Below are 17,934 nucleotides of genomic sequence, written 5' to 3' on the forward strand. Positions count from 1 at the left end.
TCTAATTTCGGCTAACAATCATCCGTTTTCAAACTTGAAGGTGTTTTTTATTTGTCTCATCTTATGGGGTCAGTCCCCATAGGTGCGAAGCTTCTTTTTGTTTTAGCTTTTTAAGCTTTCTTTCAGTTCATTTGTGATGTCAGCTAGCTCGCTCTCATCTGCTTTATAGTAATAGACGTCATTGATTCTTGTGCCTTCGCCTTTCAGTTCGTGCTGCTTGATATGTTTTCGGGCGCCTTTGTAATCGGACTGGATATCCCACATATTATCAAACGTCAAATTGGTTTTCACATTATTTTCAACAACCTTAAACATATCTCCAAACTTTGTAACGGAAGAAATATTTGCCCCTTTGTTAATGATTCCTTCGATCACTTGGCGCTGGCGGTCCTGACGTCCGAAATCTCCTCTTGGATCTTCTTTTCTCATTCGTGTATACGCTAATGCTTCTTTTCCGTTCAGTGTGATTTCTCCTTTGCCGAATGAATAACCGTCATAGCTGAACGCAAATGTGCTGTTAACTGTGATGCCGCCGAGTGTATCAACCACGTCTCTAAAGCTTTCCATGTTGACTTTTACAAAATAATCGACCGGAACATCGAGGAAGTTTTCAACCGTGTCAACTGTCATTTGTGTACCGCCATATGCGTACGAATGGTTGATTTTATCCATCGTGCCTTTTCCGATAATTTTTGTATACGTATCACGGGGAATACTGACCATATCTGTGGTGTTCGTTTTTGGGTTAACGGTCATATAAATGAGCGTATCGGCGCGTCCTTTATCGCCTGAACGTTCATCCACCCCCATAATTAAAACAGAAAACGGGTCTTTTTTATTGATATTAACCTCTGTATCTCTCTTTTTGGATTTATCAATACTTTCATGAATACTTGCCACGGTTGAAGCGGCTTTATGCCATAAGTAGTATGCATAACCGCCTGTACAGAGGACGAACACTGCCAGTATGGTTAAAATGACAAGTAAAACCTTTCTCTTTTTCTTTCTTTTTTCAACTCTCATAAATAATGTCCTCACTTTTTTGTAATCTAGTTCGATTATAAGTTTCTTAATATTTGAAAACAACTAAAATTTGTCTGATTCTTTACAATAGACGACGGCTTGTAACAAATGTTTCGGTAATTTAAGAAAATCCGCAAAAAATTTTCGTTGTTTTGAAAGAAATCTTAAAATAAGCTTAAAATTGTCGATAAAAAGAGGAGAGGTGATATAGGAATGAAAAAAATCGCTATTTTAATGTTCTCAATGCTGCTTCTTTTATCTGCCTGTGGCACAGCTGAGAACAAAACAGGTTCAGAGACAAATTCAGAAAGCCAGGATTCGGCTGCTGAAGAGACTGTAACGAAGGAAGGCACGTTTGCCGGTTTAGCAGACAGCCATACGATTGCAGTCACTATTGATGGTAAAGAAACTTCGATTCAGGTTGGTTCAGACCTTCAGGACAAAATGAACAGCATTTCAGAAGGACAAAAAGTTGTTGTCAAATATACTAAAGGAACAAATGGCGTCCTAGAGCTTAAAGATTTAGAGACGAAGTAATTTAACTTCTTAGGGGGTTTACATGTTTTGAAAAAAATGAAGCTTTTGCTTCTATCGTCAGTCACTGCAGCGGCTTTTGCATGTCCGGCATTTATGCAGTCTGCAAAAGCCGCTGATAAAACCATTTCGGTAAAGCTGAGTAATTATGTAGGCAGTAAGTCAAGTCTGGATGTGGATATAACAGGCGGTTATGAGATCTCTGGTTCAAGAATTGCAGATACAGAGCGGTATGGGGGAGCTACTCGTTTTGATGTTGCCAATAATGTTGCTTCAGCGGGCTGGACAAACCCTACAACTGTAGTCATTGTGAACCGAGATGCCTTTGCGGATGCGCTCTCAGCAACACCGCTGGCTAAAAAATACGATGCTCCGATTCTGTTAACAGATGCGAATTCTTTAACACCTAAAACAGAAAGCGAAATTGCGAAATTAAACCCTGATAATATCCTCATTATTGGCGGGACAATAAGCGTTTCTAAAAATGTAGAAAACACATTGAAAAAATATGGTTCTATTGATCGGATTGGCGGGGCTACCCGTTATGAGGTTTCTAAAAACATCGCCAACCGCATGGGGAATTACAGTCAAGCTGTAGTGGCAACCGGCATGGTCTTTACAGACGCCCTGTCAATTGCGCCATATGCTGCAATGAACGGTTATCCGATATTACTTGCGGGAGACAATAACATCCGCAGCGATTATAAAATTCCGAGCAAGGTTACAATCGTCGGCGGTCCGTTGAGTGTCAGCACTGGCGTGGAAACCACATTAAAAAAACAAGCGACTGTGAAACGGATTGGCGGGGTTTCCCGTTATCAAGTATCTGCCAATATCGTAAAAGAATTAAATATGAAAGCGACAAAGGTTTTCATGTCGAACGGCCAAACCTTTGCGGATGCATTGACGGGATCTGTGCTTGCAGCAAAGCAGGGAAGTCCTTTATTGCTTGTTGAATCCGGCAGCCTGCCGTCACCAGTCGCTGATGTAGTGGCGGAAAAAGGGACACAGTCATTTGCTCTGCTTGGAGGAAGCATCTCCATCAGTGATTCGCTCAAAAATAACCTGGCTGATACCTTTGCGGGGACAGGTTATTCAGTTAAATTGTCCGGCGGGAACCTAGTACTCTATAAAAACAGCACTGCCATTAAAACTTTGGGCACTTCTTTTACCGCAAAGCCTAAAAAATACGCAACAACAAATTCTATTAGCTTGAATGGAACGCCGTATCTCGGAAACATGAAATTTACGATTGAGTCCGGCAAGTACGTTCGCCCGATCAACGTGGATATCCCTTTTGAGGATTATTTAAAGGGTGTTGTTCCGCACGAAATGCCGGCAAGCTGGCAGAAAGAGGCGCTAAAGGCTCAAGCTGTCGCAGCGAGAACCTATTCCATCAGCTCGGCCGGAAAAGAAGTGAAGGATACTACTGCTTTTCAGGTATACGGCGGCTATGACTGGAATTCGAAGACTTCTGAAGTGGTAGAATCTACAAGAGGAAAAGTCTTGAAATACAATGGGAATTTGATTTCAGCTACGTATTCATCAAGTAACGGCGGATATACAGAAGCAAGTAGCGAGGTCTGGAGCAGCCAGCTTCCTTATTTAATCGCCAAAAAAGATACGTACGACCCGCAAATCAGCTGGTCCCTGTCATTAAACAAAACTCAGCTGGATAAAAGCAGTCTGAATCTGAAAAGCCCGGGATCGTGGTGGAGCTCTAAAAATGAAACAAACTCTGCTTATTTAAGCGGTTTGAAAAGCTGGTTTATTAAAAATAAATACAGCAATGCCGAGTCTATCAAAATCACGAAAATTTCCAGTGTGAAATTCAGCACGGCAAAAACAGCCGGCCAGCGTCCGGAAACAGCAGATGTAACATTTTCATATTTCGCAAAAGAGAAATCAAATGGTTACATCCTTTCGAATGGAAGTTTGAGTGAAAAAACAGCGACAATTTCTGTACCGACGACACAGCTTAGAACAATGCTTGGCGCTTCAAATATGAAGAGTACATATGCGTCTGTCTCAAGCAATACAAGTGCTTTTATCATTAGCGGTAAAGGTTACGGACACGGTATAGGCATGAGTCAGTACGGGGCCAATGCCAGAGCTGCTGCCGGGCAATCATATACAACGATTTTAAGTTTTTACTATCCGGGAACGATTCTATCAAGCTATTAAAAGATTGATAGAAGTTCAGGGAGGCGCTGCTGCCTCCTTCGTTCGTTATTTGATGTATGAATCATTATCAATCTTTGGAGGGACTATCTTTGCGGATCTTTCTTAAAAGCATACCAATCCTGATATTAGGAGTCGTGTTGTTTGTACCAGATGCTTTTGCGGCCAATTCTGTCACAAGACTGGATGGGGCAAGCAGATATGAAGTTGCTGTGAATGTTTCAAAACAAGGCTGGAGCAGCGCGGGCACAGTTGTTGTGGCGAATGGAACAGCCTATGCCGATGTATTAACTGCAGCTCCTCTGGCTTATAAATACAATGCTCCTATTCTATTAACTGAATCATCTAAACTGACTGCGCCGACTAAAAACAGAATCAGCCAGCTCAAACCGAGCAAGGTCATCGTAATTGGCGGAACGATCAGTGTTTCCAACAATGTTGTAAATGAAATGAAAAACCTGGGTGTTTCCACAGTGGAACGTATTGGCGGAAGAAGCCGCTATGAGGTTGCCCAAAATATATCTAAGAAATTGTCTTCAAATTCTAAAGCAGTCATCGCCAATGGAACGGCATATGCTGACAGTCTGGCAATCGGTTCTTATGCTGCACGCAACGGAATTCCGATTTTGTTAACAACGGCAAGCTCAATCCCGACACCGACAAAAAATGCGATGAGCAGTAAAGGAACGTCATCGACTATTGTAGTCGGTGGTGAAATCAGTGTCTCAAAAAGTGTTTACAGCCAGCTTCCTTCTCCAACAAGAATCGGCGGAAACAGCCGTTTCGAGGTCGCTGCAAACATAGCGAAAAAGTATTATTCTTCATCAAAAGCCGCTTTTGTCAGCAATGGCTATACATATGCCGATGCTTTAGCGGGTTCTGTCCTGGCGGCCAAGCAAAATCGTCCGATGTTATTTACGGATGCCGGTTCACTGCCGACTGCTACAAGAGCAGCCATTGGGTCAAATAGCAAGAATACGTTCACTGTACTTGGGGGAACCATTTCAGTTACAACAAATGTTGTCAACCAGCTGAAAAATGTAATGGTAGGTAAAAAGGTATTTGTAGATGCTGGACACGGAGCATACGACAGCGGAGCGGTCGGGAACGGATTAAAGGAGAAAGACGTTAACCTTGCCGTTGCAAAGCTCGTAAACAGCAAACTTTCTAAAGGTGGAGCTATACCGATTATGGCTAGATCAACGGACGTATTCTTAGAGCTTTCTGAACGTGTTGCAAAAGCCAAAAGCAACAATGCAAACCTGTTTGTAAGTATTCACTCCAATTCAGCGAGCCCGGCTGCTACTGGAACAGAAACATACTATTATACAAAGTATGAGTCAGACAACAGTAAACGCCTTGCGACAGAAATACAAAACCGGCTCTATAAAGCGCTGAATACTCAAAACCGCGGCGTGAAAATCGGAAACTTCCATGTGATCAGAGAGTCGACGATGCCAAGCAGTTTAGTGGAGCTGGCATTCATATCAAATGCAAATGACGCTAGTAAGTTAAAGAGTGCTTTATACCAAGAAAAAGCAGCGCAAGCGATATATGAGGGAATTATCGGCTATTACTAGAAAGATAAGTACTTACTTGGATACGGCTTGTCGGCAAACCTATCAGGAATTGCTGGCAAGCTTTTTTATACGATAAAATGAATTTGAAATGAGCCTATCTTGTAAAAGTTTAACATAATTTAAACTTAGGTATATTTTTTTTGATATTTGTTTTTGCTATAATGAAATGAATCAAAATATTTATTCTGACCCAGTAGGGTAGTGAGGTAATCGATGAAAATAAGCATTGCTATACCTGTATATAATTCTGAAGATCTTATTTCTGAATGTCTTGACAGCTTAGTTAATCAAACAATGCCTAAAGAGGATTATGAGATTATATGTGTCGATGATAAATCTACGGATTCGTCTTTAGACATATTGAATCAATATAAACAGAAATATGAAAACATTGTTGTTGTTGAAAGAACGGAAAACTCAGGCGGACCAGGTGCTCCGCGGAATGACGCAATAAAAATTGCCAAAGGTGAGTACATTTTATTTGTTGATTCCGATGATTATTTAGGCAGTGAAGCATTATTGAGATGGTATAATTTTTCAAAAGAGAATCAATCTGATATTACTTTAGGAAAATTAAAAGGGATAAACGGAAGAGGAGTACCGAAATCGATGTTTAAGGAAACAAATCCGGATGTTGATTTGGTTGATTCCAAAATCGTTTTTACCCTTGGACCTCAAAAACTATTTAAAGCTTCACTTTTAAAAGAGAATCACTTAACGTTTCCTACTCACATAAAAGCAGCAGAGGATCAAGTCTTCACGATGAATGCTTATCTGAAAGCAAAGAAGATATCTGTTTCAGCTGACTATGATTATTACTATCTGGTCAAAAGAGACGGCGAACATATGAGTGTTGCTTATGTTCCTCCAGAAAATTTTTATGGAGCAATGGAAGATATTATCTCTGCAATCAAAGAAAGTGATTTGGAAGAAGAGAGAAAAATTAAGCTGATGGCAGTATTTTTAAATAGGCATTTCGATTTCTCTCGGACAAAAAATGTCACGATCAAAATGAAAAATGAGAAAGAAAGAGCAGAATGGTTTCAATATCTCTCATCATTTATTCATGCAGTACCTGAAGAGGCTGATCAGTTTTTATTACCGCATATCAAATTACGGCTTCTTTTTATTCGGAATAATGATTTACAAGGGTTAACCCAGTATGAGCGTGAGGAACAAGACATCAAAAAGTTCTGTACGGTGCATGAAGGTAATCTTATTGCACGTTACCCTAGCTTAGAGCGTTATCAAGTTTCTGAAGAGCTATTAAAAGTAAATTATAAAAACAAACTTGAACATTATCTGAAGAATATTGAATTTAGTGACCGTATGCTCAGCATTCAAGGAACAATTAAACACAAATTGTTGGATGATGAAACGAACAAAAACCAATCTCTTACTGGCGTATTTGTTCATCGCAATACTAAGGCGGAGAAGTATATTTCGCCAGTTTCATTTGATAATTCAACATTTGCATTTGAATGTCTGTTTGATGAGATTGCATCTGCTGAAGAAGATTTAGGAGTTTGGGATTTCTTCATTGAATCATCAGTAGACAGCTACAAACTTAGAGCAAGAGTAGGGAATAATCGAGCTTCTTACAAATATTCAACAAAAGCTATGTATCTGGGTCATAATGCTTTGTTTGTCTATAGCGCCAGACCATATTTTACAATGAATTATGATAATCTTTCGATTGATATAAAGAAACATGCCTATACAGAAGCTGAACTTTCTTATGAAACAGAAACAAAAGATTTATCATTTATTTTTAGCGGTAAACAAATCTGTCTGCCAAATCATTCAAAAATTATTGTAAATACCGGCCAGTCTGAAATCTCATTGCCGATAAAACGTGTTGATTTAGAGCCTGATAGCACTAAATTAACGATAAATGTTCAGGGTTTGCTTGACCAATTGTCTAATGTTAAAAAAGATCAGCAATTAGTTGAATTTGCGATAAATACATCAAATAATAAAATCAGTGCAAAAGAGGATAATCAAGCGATTATCCTAGACAAAAAGAGTGCGGAACAAAGCTTTATGTTGTTTTTTAGAAAAACGGTTGAGGTTCAATACAAGCTGACAACCTCTAAATCAAAATTTTACTTTCAATATTAAAATGCTTCTATTGAAGAGACAAATCGATGTAAAACGATTTGTCTCTTTTTTTATACAAAATGCTTAGTTTTTAAAAAAAGTGTCAAAAACAATAAAAAGTTAACAAAGAAATGTCAGAAAAAATAACAAATTCACACTTCTTAACAATCCATTTACAACCAATTAACATCCGTCTGCTAAACTGACTGGCATAGGTCATCATAACATCCCAAACAAATCGTGAGGTGTGTGTCAGTGGGTGCAGAAAAAAGCATGAATGTGAGTCGCGAATTCTCAGTGCAGCAAGCATCATTTGCATTATCTGAAAAAACGGCTCGTTATTTGGCAGTAAAGCGCGTGATGGATATTTGGTTTGCGCTGATTGGATTGGTGGTTGCGCTGCCAATGATTGCGGTATTTTCAATATTGATTTGTTTGGAGACGCCGGGGCCTGCCATCTATACGCAGGAGCGTGTAGGAAAAGGCGGGAAACCTTTTAAGCTTTATAAGCTTCGTTCCATGAAAATAGATGCCGAGAAGTCTGGGGCGGTTTGGGCGCAGAAGCAGGATCCGCGGGTGACACGAATTGGAGCATTTATCAGAAGAACGCGAATTGACGAGCTTCCTCAGCTGTTTAATGTGCTGAAAGGCGATATGAGCATGATTGGACCTCGCCCGGAACGTCCAGTGTTTACGGAAAAGTTCCAGAATGAGATTCCGGGGTTTACACAGCGTCTGGCTGTCAAACCGGGATTGAGCGGCTGGGCGCAGGTGAACGGCGGTTACGACATGACGCCGAAGGAAAAGCTTATATTTGATTTATATTACATTCGCAATCTGACTTTCATGTTGGAATTAAAAATTATGTTAAAAACTTGTAAAGTAGTCTTGACAGGTGATGGTGCAAGATAAACATCTGCATTCGCCATCAAACTGAGCTTAAAAAGAAGTAGGGAATATGATGCCAAGTATTACAAAACAAATCATGAGCGGCGCAAAGTGGACAAGTGTTTCAACAATCTGTATTACAATCATTCAAATCGTTCAGTTTGCCTTGCTTGGAAATATGATGACCTTAACGGAATTTGGACTCGTCGGCATGATCACAACGGTTACAATATTCGCCCAGATTGTGCTTGATATGGGTTTTGGCGCCGCGTTAATTCAAAGAGATGACGCCACGGAGCGCCAGCTGTCAACATTGTATTGGCTGAACATTATGACCGGCATTTTGCTGTTTGTGCTTTTATATGTGTGCAGTCCCGTCATTGCGGGATTTTATCAAAGAGAAGAGCTAGTGTTTCTCATCAGGATTTTGGGGATTATGTTTTTGGTAGCTCCGATCGGACAGCAGTACCAGTATATGCTGCAGAAGGAGCTGCAATTTAATACGTTAAGCAAAATAGAGATTTTTTCAAATGTATTGTCCTTCGGATATTTAGCGATAGCGGTTTTTATGACGGATGCGATTTTGGCGTACGTGGTTTCTCAGGTGCTGCTGCAGTCCAGTAAAGGGATTTTATTCTGGGCTGTATACCAAAAAAAATGGCGTCCATCCTTTGTTTTTGATCTAAGGGGAATGAAAGAGTTCTTCTCCTTTGGAGCCTTTCAGCTTTCATCCCGTCTTGTGAACAGGCTGGGAGCGAACATCGATATGATCTTAATCGGCCGGTTTATCGGTGCCGAAGCGCTGGGCATTTATAATCTTGCCTACCAGATTGTCACCATTCCGGTTTTGAAAATTAATCCGATTGTGACACGGGTCGCGTTTCCCATTTTCGCCAAAAACAAATACGAAAACAGCGTGATCAGAGAAGGCTTTCTGAATATGACAAAAATGCTTGCGCTTGTATCGTTCCCGCTGTTAATCGGGCTCGTATCCGTGTCAGACGCCTTTATCGCAGCTGTTTTCGGAGAAAAATGGCTTGCTGCTGTCCCTGTTCTGAATGTTCTTGCCATCGTCGGGATACTCAGGGTGCTGATGAATCCGAATGGTTCTGTGCTTCTTGCTAAAGGAAGGGCGGATTTGGCTTTTTATTGGGACTCCGGCGTCATGCTGCTGTATGGTTTGTCGCTGTTTGCAGCTGTTCAGACGGGCAATCTTCTGACTGTCGCTTGGGTATATGCCGTCATCAGCGTTTTCAATTTTCTAATCGGTCGCTGGCTGCTGGCATATGTTATTAAGCTCAATCTTTCAGCTTATTTTAAAGCCGTTATGAAGCCGTTTCTGATCACAGCGGGTATGGCCGTTATCGCATTCGGCGCGAGTTTAGGAACAGAACGCTTCAGCATGCAGGCGGAAATGAGGCTGGCAATTTCGGTGGCGGCCGGGGCGCTCTGCTATCTCTTTCTTTTGGGTAAAGCGTACCCTCAGATGAAAAGCAAACTACTAAGAAAAGGACGTTTGTCATGAAGATTTTGTGGATCACAAGCGTATATCCAAGCAGTCTGAAACCCGGCGAGGGAGTGTTTCATGAAACACAGGTGCAAGAGCTGCTGAAGCTCGGGCTGGATATCACCGTGATATGTCCAAGACCTTTTCACCCTGCGCCTGTCCGTATGCTGAAAAAGGTATACCGAAAAAAGGATGCCAGACCAGAATATGAGATACGGAAAGGAATCCCGGTTTACCGGCCTTTCTATCCCGCTGTTCCCGGCCAGCTGAAATGGGCCCAGCCACACGGGCGCATTGGGGCAGCTGTTTTAAAAACCATTAAACAGCATGACTTGAACCCTGATCTGATCCATGCGCACTTTGCTATGCCGTCGGGCGGGGCTGCGGCAGTCGTGTCAAAGACAATCGGGATTCCGTATATTTTAACTTTGCATGGAAGTGATGTGAATGTCTATCCTCACTACAGCAAAGGCGCGTTTAAAGCCTTCAAAACTGCGGTTGGTTCCGCATCCGCAGTTCTTACAGTCAGCGAAAAGCTTCAGGAAGAAACCAAAAAACTTTCTGGCTTTGACAGTACGGTTTTGCCGATCGGCATACAGCTCAGCCGTTTTCAGGAAAATGATCAGACAAAAGAAGAAATCAGAAAAAACCTTGGGCTCCCGCTTGACCAGCGCCTTGCTGTCTATGTGGGCAGGCTCGTTAAGGAAAAAGGCATTTTTGAATTGTCAGAAGCCATTGAGATGATGGAGGAAGCGCCTCGAGCTGTTTTTGTGGGAGACGGCCCCGCAAAATCTTTGCTGATGCAAAAGGGACATATTGTAACAGGCCAAGTGCCGAATCACAGGGTGAGAGAGTATTTGCTCGCCGCAGATATGTTTGTGCTCCCTTCTTATAGCGAAGGAATGCCGACAGTTGTGATCGAGGCGCTGGCACTGCGGGTTCCTGTCATCTGTACAGATGTCGGTGGAGTGGCTTCATTATTCGGAAAGCACCGGCATTTGCTGATTGAACCGAAATCAGCTCAAGCCTTAGCAAACACGATCTCTTTATACGCACAAGATCAAATATGGCAGCCGGAAGTGGCAGATGAATTATATCAAATCATTCACACTCAATATGACGCCGGGAAAAATGCCAGGGCGCTGCATGATCAGTATCAGATGGTTCTGACAACACCTGTTTAATCGTAAGTAACTGCGACCAATATAAATAGGAAGATGAATTTACAGGAGAGGGATGAGGGCTGTGAAAAAAATTGCTGTCATTGGAACAGGATATGTAGGACTCGTATCAGGCACCTGCTTTGCGGAAATCGGAAATAAAGTGATTTGCTGTGATATCAACGAATCAAAAATCAGAAGTCTGAAAAACGGAGTAATCCCAATCTATGAACCAGGGCTTGCAGATTTAGTTGAAAAAAATGTGTTAGAACAGCGTCTGTCTTTTACTAACGATATTCCGTCTGCCATTCGGGCATCAGACATTATTTATATTGCAGTCGGGACCCCGATGTCTAAAACAGGCGAAGCTGATTTAACGTATGTCAAAGCGGCTGCGAAAACGATCGGTGAACATCTCACCGGCTACAAAATCATTGTCAATAAAAGCACAGTCCCAGTCGGTACCGGAAAACTGGTTCAATCTATCATTCAAAAAGCTTCGAAGGGAAGATACTCCTTTGATGTTGTATCCAACCCTGAATTTCTTCGGGAGGGATCAGCGATTCATGACACGATGAATATGGAGCGTGCCGTCATTGGATCAACCAGTCATAAAGCCGCTTCCATCATAGAGGAACTGCATCAGCCTTTTCATGCCCCTGTTATTAAAACGAATTTAGAAAGTGCAGAGATGATTAAATATGCTGCAAATGCATTTTTGGCTACAAAGATTTCGTTTATTAACGATATCGCGAACATTTGCGAGCGAGTCGGCGCGGACGTCTCAAAAGTTGCTGACGGCGTCGGGCTCGACAGCCGGATCGGCAGAAAGTTCTTGAAAGCGGGTATTGGGTTTGGCGGCTCCTGCTTTCCTAAGGATACAACCGCACTGCTTCAAATTGCCAAAACGGCCGGCTATCCATTTAAGCTCATAGAAGCCGTCATTGAGACAAATGAAAAGCAGCGCGTTCACATTGTAGATAAGCTCTTAACTGTGATGGGAAGCATAAAAGGGAGAACCATTTCCGTGCTCGGATTGGCCTTCAAACCGAATACAAACGATGTGAGGTCCGCTCCAGCTCTCGATATCATTCCAATGCTGCAGCAGCTGGGCGCACAAGTGAAAGCATATGATCCGATTGCCATTCCGGAGGCATCAGCCGTCCTTGGTGACCAGACCGAGTATTACACAGATGTGTATGCTGCGATGGAGGGAACCGACGCATGCCTTATTTTGACCGATTGGCCGGAAGTAAAAGAAATGGAGCTTCTAAAAGCAAAAATGCTTTTAAAACAGCCAATCATCATCGATGGCAGAAATATATTTTCACTCGAAGAAATGCAGGCTGCGGGATACATTTATCACTCCATCGGCCGTCCTGCGGTTCGGGGAACAGAACCTTCCGACCGCTACTTTCCGGCTTTGCCAATGGAAGAACTGGCTAAGGATTTGGGGAGTGTCAATTTATAAAAAGAAAAAGGGTTACTTGTTTGAAGTGCCGGCTGCTTAGGCTCGGCCGCCGGCTCCTGAAACATCAGGAAAGGGGTTAAGCATGTGAGTATCAAACGTTCAGCGGTTCATACGCTTGCGTTACTGGCCGCTGTCATATTGGGGATCGTCCTATTGCTGGCAGCCATCCGCACAGATACAGGTCTTATGCAGATGGCTGCCGTTCTCGCTGTATTGGCTATCGGTCTGTTTGGGCTGACACTTGCAGCATCATTTACAACAAAAGAACAGCTGTTTATGGCCGTCATCTATATTTTGATTGCCTGCACTTTTTTAAATAATGCTTTTTTCGCGATTCATCTTGGATTCTTTAGTTTGTTTCTTTATCGGCTTTTGCTCATTGCCGCCGGCTGCCTCCATCTTGTGGGGGTACTGCGGAGCCGAACACATATTGAAAGGTGGAGCGGGCTGCAAGTAAAAGGGATTTTGCTCTTTTTCGCCTTTTGGTTTTTATATGGCCTTGTTTCCTTGCTATGGGCCAAATCAGTTACAGACGGTCTGAAATATTTAGCACTGCTGGCGATGGGGATATTTTTTATTTATCTTATTGTGATATATGTGCAAAAAATGGAACGTCTGATGATTATTTATTCCATCTGGCTGGTGATGACGGTATTTCTGATGATCATCGGTTTTTACAATCATATCACGCATCATCATCTCCCGAGTTCGACTTTGTACAGCGGACCGGAATATAAGCAGCATTATCCGACCTCAGTCTTCTTTAATCAAAATGATTTTGCGACATTTTTGTCGATCAGTTTCTTTTTTTACATCGCAATGGTGAAAAACATAAAGAACGGTTACTTAAAGGGAATTGGCCTTTTGCTCTCGCTTGGTGCATTGTATTTAATCTTTGCGACTGGTTCCAGAGCCAGCCTGCTGGGCGTTTTTGCGGGAATAGCTGTCTACATTTTTATTGTCTTGCCGCCTGTTCTGAAAAAAATCGCTATTTGGCTGTCGGCAGCAGGAATTGCGGTCTTTGCGGCTCTTTTTGCCAGCCGGATTTTCGCAGTGTTTTGGAAGCTGTTCCTGGCTCCTCAGACGTCTCATTCATTCCAAGAGACGCTTCCGTCCAATGTGGCCAGAGCCAATCTGTTAAAAAACGCATGGCACTTCTTCCTTGACTCATACGGATTCGGAGTGGGCGCAGGCAATGTGTCTTATTATCTTGAGCATCATGCTTTATATGATACTGACAATGTGACAGAGGTGCACAATTGGCTGGTAGAGATTCTGGCAAACTTCGGCTTGCTTATCATGCTCGGCTATCTGGCCATTTATTTATACCTGATGTGGGTGCTTTACAAGTTTTATGAAAGAAAAATGGAAAATCAGTCAAAACTGATCACAGAAGGGCTCATCACAGCTATGGTCAGTTTCCTGGTATCCAGCATCAGCCCAAGCTCTGTCTCAAATTTATTTTTCCATTGGGTATTTCTGGCGCTCGTCATCGCTGCGGTGAATGTCTTAAGGCGATCCAGGCAGCAGCTTGAGCCCATATACCGGTAAACAGACTACAAAAAAGCAGGGAGACTTATATGAAGGATATAGTGATAAGATTAGCCCGGCGCATAAAGAAAAATATCATCTGGATTATATTAGTGCCGCTTATTTTAGGTGCGGCGGGATATATACTGCCGTCCCAAATCGCGGATAAAAAGAGTTATACAGCTGAGGTTACTTTAGCTGTGGGGAGCTATGATCATCCGGTTTATAACAGTACAGAAGAGATTCCGCTCCTGCTGAGGAGTGATGCTTTTTTGAAGGAGGCGCTTCCTGACGAAAAAGATGAAGATCTTGCGGAGATCAAAGAGAAGCTCACCGTGAAATCGGAGTCTAAGTCTTTACTGTCTTTGAGCTATGCCGACCAGGATCAGGAAAGAACCGAATCGGTGTTAAACGCTGTTTCCTCCACCTTTCTCAAAAACGACCAAAAGCTGTTTGAGGAAAGAGAAGCCGTCATCCGCCGCAGCATAGATGCGCTGGAAGGTGAAACGGTGAGCGAGGATTCCAAGGTGGATAAAGAAAGATTTTTGTATGAGCTGAAAAACACACAGCTTAATCTGAAAGCGGCCAGTGCCGTTGATTCTGAAACCGTAAGTGAGGCATCAGGCGGAGGAATGTCCCCGAAAAAGAAAGCGGTTCTGGGTGTTCTGATCGGCATCACGATTGCCTTTATGTTCGTTGTCATTCCTGAATTTTTCAGAGAGTCCTTTTAAAATCATACGATGGAGATGTGATCATGACCAACTGGAAACCTCTCGTATCTGTCATTACACCTTCTTATAATGCGCGTGACTATATTGAAGACACGATTCATTCAGTGTTAGATCAGAGCCACCCTCATTGGGAAATGATTATCGTGGACGATTGCTCAACGGACGGCTCACGCGACATTTTAAAGCAGTATGAGAAGATAGATGAAAGAATTCATGTGATCTTTCTGGAAGAGAACAGCGGAGCCGCGATAGCAAGAAATAAAGCGCTGGAACATGCACAAGGACGCTATGTGGCATTTTTGGACAGTGATGACAAATGGAAAAAAGACAAACTGAAAAAGCAGCTTAATTTTATGATGGAGCGGTCCTGTGCGTTTTCCTTTACAGGCTACAGTTTAATGTCGCAGGACGGGGTGCCGATGGATAAATTCATTCATGCTCCCGAAAGCCTGACATATGATGATGCTCTTAAAAATACCATTATCGGCTGTCTAACGGTGATGATTGACAGGGAACAGACGGGACAGATCCAAATGCCGAATATTAGAACGAGGCAAGACTTGGCAACATGGCTGTCTCTTTTAAAAAAGGGTTTTACAGCATACGGAATGAATGAGTGTTTAGCTGAATACCGGCTTGTCAATAATTCGATTTCAAGCAACAAATGGAAGGCTGCAAAAAAAACATGGTTTGTCTACAGAGAGATCGAAAGGCTCCATTTAATGAAAGCGACATGGTGTTTTGTTCAATATGCGAAAAACGCGGTGAAAAAAAGACTGTAACCGCAAACAGAGAGAAAAGGTGATGAAGGTGGAAACAAAAGCAATGATTCACGTCATCGTGGCTACTGCTGAATGGGGAAAAGATCAATTGAGGTACAGACGGCATCGATTGGCTGAATTTTTAGCTGCTCAGGAAGAAACAAAGGAAGTCATCTGGGTCTGCCCGGCTCCGCGCACCCAAAGGATGGAATTTCAGCAAGTTCAATCCGGCATCCGGCAGTTTGCCGTAAAGGACTTACTGCAAAAGAAAATGTTTCGCTTCGGACGCTATACCGATGTGTTTTATAAGCATAAGCTCTCACCTTTATTAGAAGAGCTGAAATCCGCTTCAGCCAGAGGTGAACGCTGCTGCTTATGGTACACGTTTCCCGGATTCCCGCTGCTGTCTTCACTGTATCCTTGGGATCAGGTGATTTATGATTGCAGTGACTTGTGGGCGGCGCCGATCAGCGGACGTTCCAATATGCTTTCCGAGTTCAGGCGGAAAGTCATCAAAACAGCGGAGCTGCGAATTATCGAGCGTGCCGATTCCATTACTTGTTCATCGGAGTACCTGCACAATGAAGTTGACAAAAAGCTGACAGCGGGACAAGAAAAAGTTCATACCGTTGAAAACGGTGTTGAATATGACCTGTTTTCAGAACATAAAGCGGTTCCCGATCGAAGCATCTTGCAGGGAAGAGAAGGGGCTGTACTGGGGTTTATCGGCGGGATTAAACCAAAGTTGGATTTTAAATTGATTGAAGAAGCAGCTCTGAGAAAACCTGATTGGACATTTTTATGGGTCGGCCCGGACGCCACCAATGGTGACACAGCGTTTCAAGAGCTTTTGAAGCTTTCCAATGTGATATGGACGGGGCCGGCAGATCCGAAAGAAGTTCCGCACTTTATGGAACTGATTGATGTCGGTATTATGCCTTATAAAAAGTCATCCTATAACCAAGCGGTTTTCCCGCTTAAGCTATTTGAATTTTTAGCAGCAGGAAAGCCGGTCGTCGGCTCTAACCTTCCGTCAACTTCTAAAATGCAAAAGCCGTATATTTACGAATATATGGAAGGCAATGACCATAATGATTTTATAGCTGCGTGCGAGAAAGTGCTTGAAAAAGACGGAGACGAGACATACAAAGAGATGCGGCGAAACATTGCCCGCACACAAGACTGGAATGTTTTATTCAAACAAATCATGAAATATACAGGCATTCAAAAACATGCGTAGTCCTTTAATTGGGATGCGCGTTTTTTGATTATACGTGTTTCTTTTTGATGAAGCTTGTTATAATAACTAAGGAGAAGGTATAATGGAAGGAACGGTTCTCTATATAAATAAAGACTTCATATAATTCCAAAGGAGACTTCTTTATGCTTGACGAACGCATGATTCGCATTGTTGTTGCGTTTATTGTCTCGCTGCTAACGGTTTTAATCATAACCCCAATCGTAAAAAGGATTGCGATTAAAATAGGTGCAGTTGATCAGCCCGGCAATCGAAAAGTACATGATAAAATCATGCCCCGAATGGGCGGGCTGGCCATATTTATCGGGGTGGTTACAGGTGTGCTTGTATCCGGTATATACACAGAAACAAGAATGACGGCTATCACAGTCGGGGCATTTATCATTATTGTGTTGGGAATTCTTGACGATAAATATCAATTAAGCGCAAAAGTTAAATTTATCATTCAATTAGCCGTAGCTATTATGATTGTAAGCACGGGCTTAAAAATGGACTTTTTCTCAGTACCTTTTTTAGCTGAGCGATTTGAATTGGGCTGGATGGCATATCCGCTGACTGTATTATGGATTGTCGGCATCACAAACGCGATGAACCTGATTGATGGATTGGACGGCCTTGCGGCAGGTCTTTCTGTTATCGGCCTGTCCACGATTGCAGTTATGGCGCTATCTGGCGGAAAAGTACTCATTCTGTCACTTTCATTAGTTGTTATCGCAAGTACGCTCGGATTTTTGTTCTACAATTTTCATCCGGCAAAAATCTTTATGGGGGATACGGGATCACTGTTTTTAGGGTATGTCATTTCCATTCTCTCATTATTAGGGCTGTATAAAAGCGTAACATTGTTTAGTATTGTCATTCCGATTATTATATTAGGCGTGCCGATTTTTGACACAACATTTGCAATCATAAGACGGATACTAAACAAACAGCCGATTTCAGCGCCCGATAAATCACATATTCACCATAGGCTGATGGCCTTTGGCCTTTCACATCGGATGTCGGTCATTGTCATCTACCTGATTGGATTTATTTTCAGCATCAGTGCAATCGTGCTGAAAAGCGCTACAATTTGGCTTTCCCTGTTTATTATCTTTATCTTAATTATATTTATGCAAATAATAGCAGAAGTTACGGGACTCGTGAATGAACGTTTTAAGCCATTTACAAAATTCTATAAACGTCTTGTGAAAAGAAATTAAAAACACCG

14 protein-coding genes are annotated in these 17,934 nt (G+C 42.3%); 13 read left to right on the forward strand and 1 reads right to left on the reverse strand.

The window, feature by feature from the left end; genetic code table 11:
• Positions 1-102: 102 nt before the first annotated feature.
• Positions 103-1,023, reverse strand: coding sequence for a polyisoprenyl-teichoic acid--peptidoglycan teichoic acid transferase TagU (gene tagU, locus MTN95_RS13425; RefSeq protein ID WP_202852872.1), 921 nt, complete (start codon positions 1,021-1,023; stop codon positions 103-105).
• Between the two features lie 213 nt (positions 1,024-1,236).
• Here tagU and MTN95_RS13430 point away from each other — a divergent pair, with 213 nt between their 5' ends.
• The 13 genes from MTN95_RS13430 (at position 1,237) to MTN95_RS13490 (ending at position 17,926) form a co-directional block, all read left to right on the forward strand.
• A complete protein-coding gene (locus MTN95_RS13430) occupies positions 1,237-1,560 on the forward strand; it encodes a hypothetical protein (RefSeq protein WP_105954028.1) in 324 nt (107 codons plus the stop codon).
• Positions 1,561-1,587: 27 nt separating this feature from the next.
• Positions 1,588-3,741 carry a SpoIID/LytB domain-containing protein gene (locus tag MTN95_RS13435; protein WP_248338520.1) on the forward strand — a complete coding sequence of 718 codons (2,154 nt, stop codon included), beginning with the start codon at positions 1,588-1,590 and terminating at the stop codon, positions 3,739-3,741.
• Between the two features lie 89 nt (positions 3,742-3,830).
• Positions 3,831-5,318, forward strand: coding sequence for an N-acetylmuramoyl-L-alanine amidase (locus MTN95_RS13440; RefSeq protein ID WP_248338522.1), 1,488 nt, complete (start codon positions 3,831-3,833; stop codon positions 5,316-5,318).
• A 213-nt stretch (positions 5,319-5,531) separates the two neighbouring features.
• Complete coding sequence (locus MTN95_RS13445; RefSeq protein WP_248338524.1) at positions 5,532-7,439, forward strand: glycosyltransferase family 2 protein; 1,908 nt, start codon at positions 5,532-5,534, stop codon at positions 7,437-7,439.
• Between the two features lie 234 nt (positions 7,440-7,673).
• Positions 7,674-8,330 (forward strand): sugar transferase, encoded by a 657-nt coding sequence (locus MTN95_RS13450; RefSeq protein ID WP_024123040.1) that lies wholly within the window; start codon positions 7,674-7,676, stop codon positions 8,328-8,330.
• 49 nt (positions 8,331-8,379) lie between these two features.
• Positions 8,380-9,831, forward strand: a complete 1,452-nt coding sequence (tuaB, locus tag MTN95_RS13455; protein WP_105954137.1) for a teichuronic acid biosynthesis protein TuaB — start codon at positions 8,380-8,382, stop codon at positions 9,829-9,831.
• On the forward strand, positions 9,828-10,997 hold the full coding sequence (tuaC, locus tag MTN95_RS13460) for a teichuronic acid biosynthesis protein TuaC (RefSeq protein ID WP_105954024.1): 1,170 nt from the start codon (positions 9,828-9,830) through the stop codon (positions 10,995-10,997). Before tuaB ends, tuaC begins: the two co-directional genes overlap by 4 nt.
• A 61-nt stretch (positions 10,998-11,058) precedes the next feature.
• Positions 11,059-12,444 carry a UDP-glucose 6-dehydrogenase TuaD gene (gene tuaD / locus MTN95_RS13465; protein ID WP_248338526.1) on the forward strand — a complete coding sequence of 462 codons (1,386 nt, stop codon included), beginning with the start codon at positions 11,059-11,061 and terminating at the stop codon, positions 12,442-12,444.
• Between the two features lie 84 nt (positions 12,445-12,528).
• Entirely contained in the window at positions 12,529-13,995 is a 1,467-nt protein-coding gene (gene tuaE / locus MTN95_RS13470) for a teichuronic acid biosynthesis protein TuaE (protein ID WP_248338528.1), read from the forward strand.
• A gap of 29 nt (positions 13,996-14,024) precedes the next feature.
• Positions 14,025-14,705 carry a teichuronic acid biosynthesis protein TuaF gene (gene tuaF / locus MTN95_RS13475; RefSeq protein WP_101859863.1) on the forward strand — a complete coding sequence of 227 codons (681 nt, stop codon included), beginning with the start codon at positions 14,025-14,027 and terminating at the stop codon, positions 14,703-14,705.
• A gap of 23 nt (positions 14,706-14,728) precedes the next feature.
• The gene (gene tuaG / locus MTN95_RS13480) at positions 14,729-15,487 is read left to right on the forward strand and encodes a teichuronic acid biosynthesis protein TuaG (protein WP_202852877.1); all 759 of its coding nucleotides are present in this window, start codon (positions 14,729-14,731) and stop codon (positions 15,485-15,487) included.
• A gap of 28 nt (positions 15,488-15,515) precedes the next feature.
• Positions 15,516-16,706, forward strand: coding sequence for a teichuronic acid biosynthesis protein TuaH (gene tuaH / locus MTN95_RS13485; RefSeq protein ID WP_095712901.1), 1,191 nt, complete (start codon positions 15,516-15,518; stop codon positions 16,704-16,706).
• Positions 16,707-16,849: 143 nt separating this feature from the next.
• Positions 16,850-17,926 carry a glycosyltransferase family 4 protein gene (locus MTN95_RS13490; RefSeq protein ID WP_010332075.1) on the forward strand — a complete coding sequence of 359 codons (1,077 nt, stop codon included), beginning with the start codon at positions 16,850-16,852 and terminating at the stop codon, positions 17,924-17,926.
• Positions 17,927-17,934: the final 8 nt, after the last annotated feature.

The organism is Bacillus sp. 2CMS4F (assembly GCF_023161785.1).
In the GTDB taxonomy this organism is placed as follows: Bacteria; Bacillota; Bacilli; order Bacillales; family Bacillaceae; genus Bacillus; species Bacillus halotolerans.

What these genes read in the sequence shown, in the direction of transcription:
- tuaF (WP_101859863.1), top strand. Translation starts at nt 14,025, where the DNA reads ATGAAGGATATAGTGATAAGATTAGCCCGGCGCATAAAGAAAAATATC.
- MTN95_RS13445 (WP_248338524.1), top strand. Translation starts at nt 5,532, where the DNA reads ATGAAAATAAGCATTGCTATACCTGTATATAATTCTGAAGATCTTATT.
- tuaG (WP_202852877.1), top strand. Translation starts at nt 14,729, where the DNA reads ATGACCAACTGGAAACCTCTCGTATCTGTCATTACACCTTCTTATAAT.
- tagU (WP_202852872.1), bottom strand. Translation starts at nt 1,023, where the DNA reads ATGAGAGTTGAAAAAAGAAAGAAAAAGAGAAAGGTTTTACTTGTCATT.
- tuaB (WP_105954137.1), top strand. Translation starts at nt 8,380, where the DNA reads ATGCCAAGTATTACAAAACAAATCATGAGCGGCGCAAAGTGGACAAGT.
- tuaC (WP_105954024.1), top strand. Translation starts at nt 9,828, where the DNA reads ATGAAGATTTTGTGGATCACAAGCGTATATCCAAGCAGTCTGAAACCC.
- MTN95_RS13430 (WP_105954028.1), top strand. Translation starts at nt 1,237, where the DNA reads ATGAAAAAAATCGCTATTTTAATGTTCTCAATGCTGCTTCTTTTATCT.
- MTN95_RS13490 (WP_010332075.1), top strand. Translation starts at nt 16,850, where the DNA reads ATGCTTGACGAACGCATGATTCGCATTGTTGTTGCGTTTATTGTCTCG.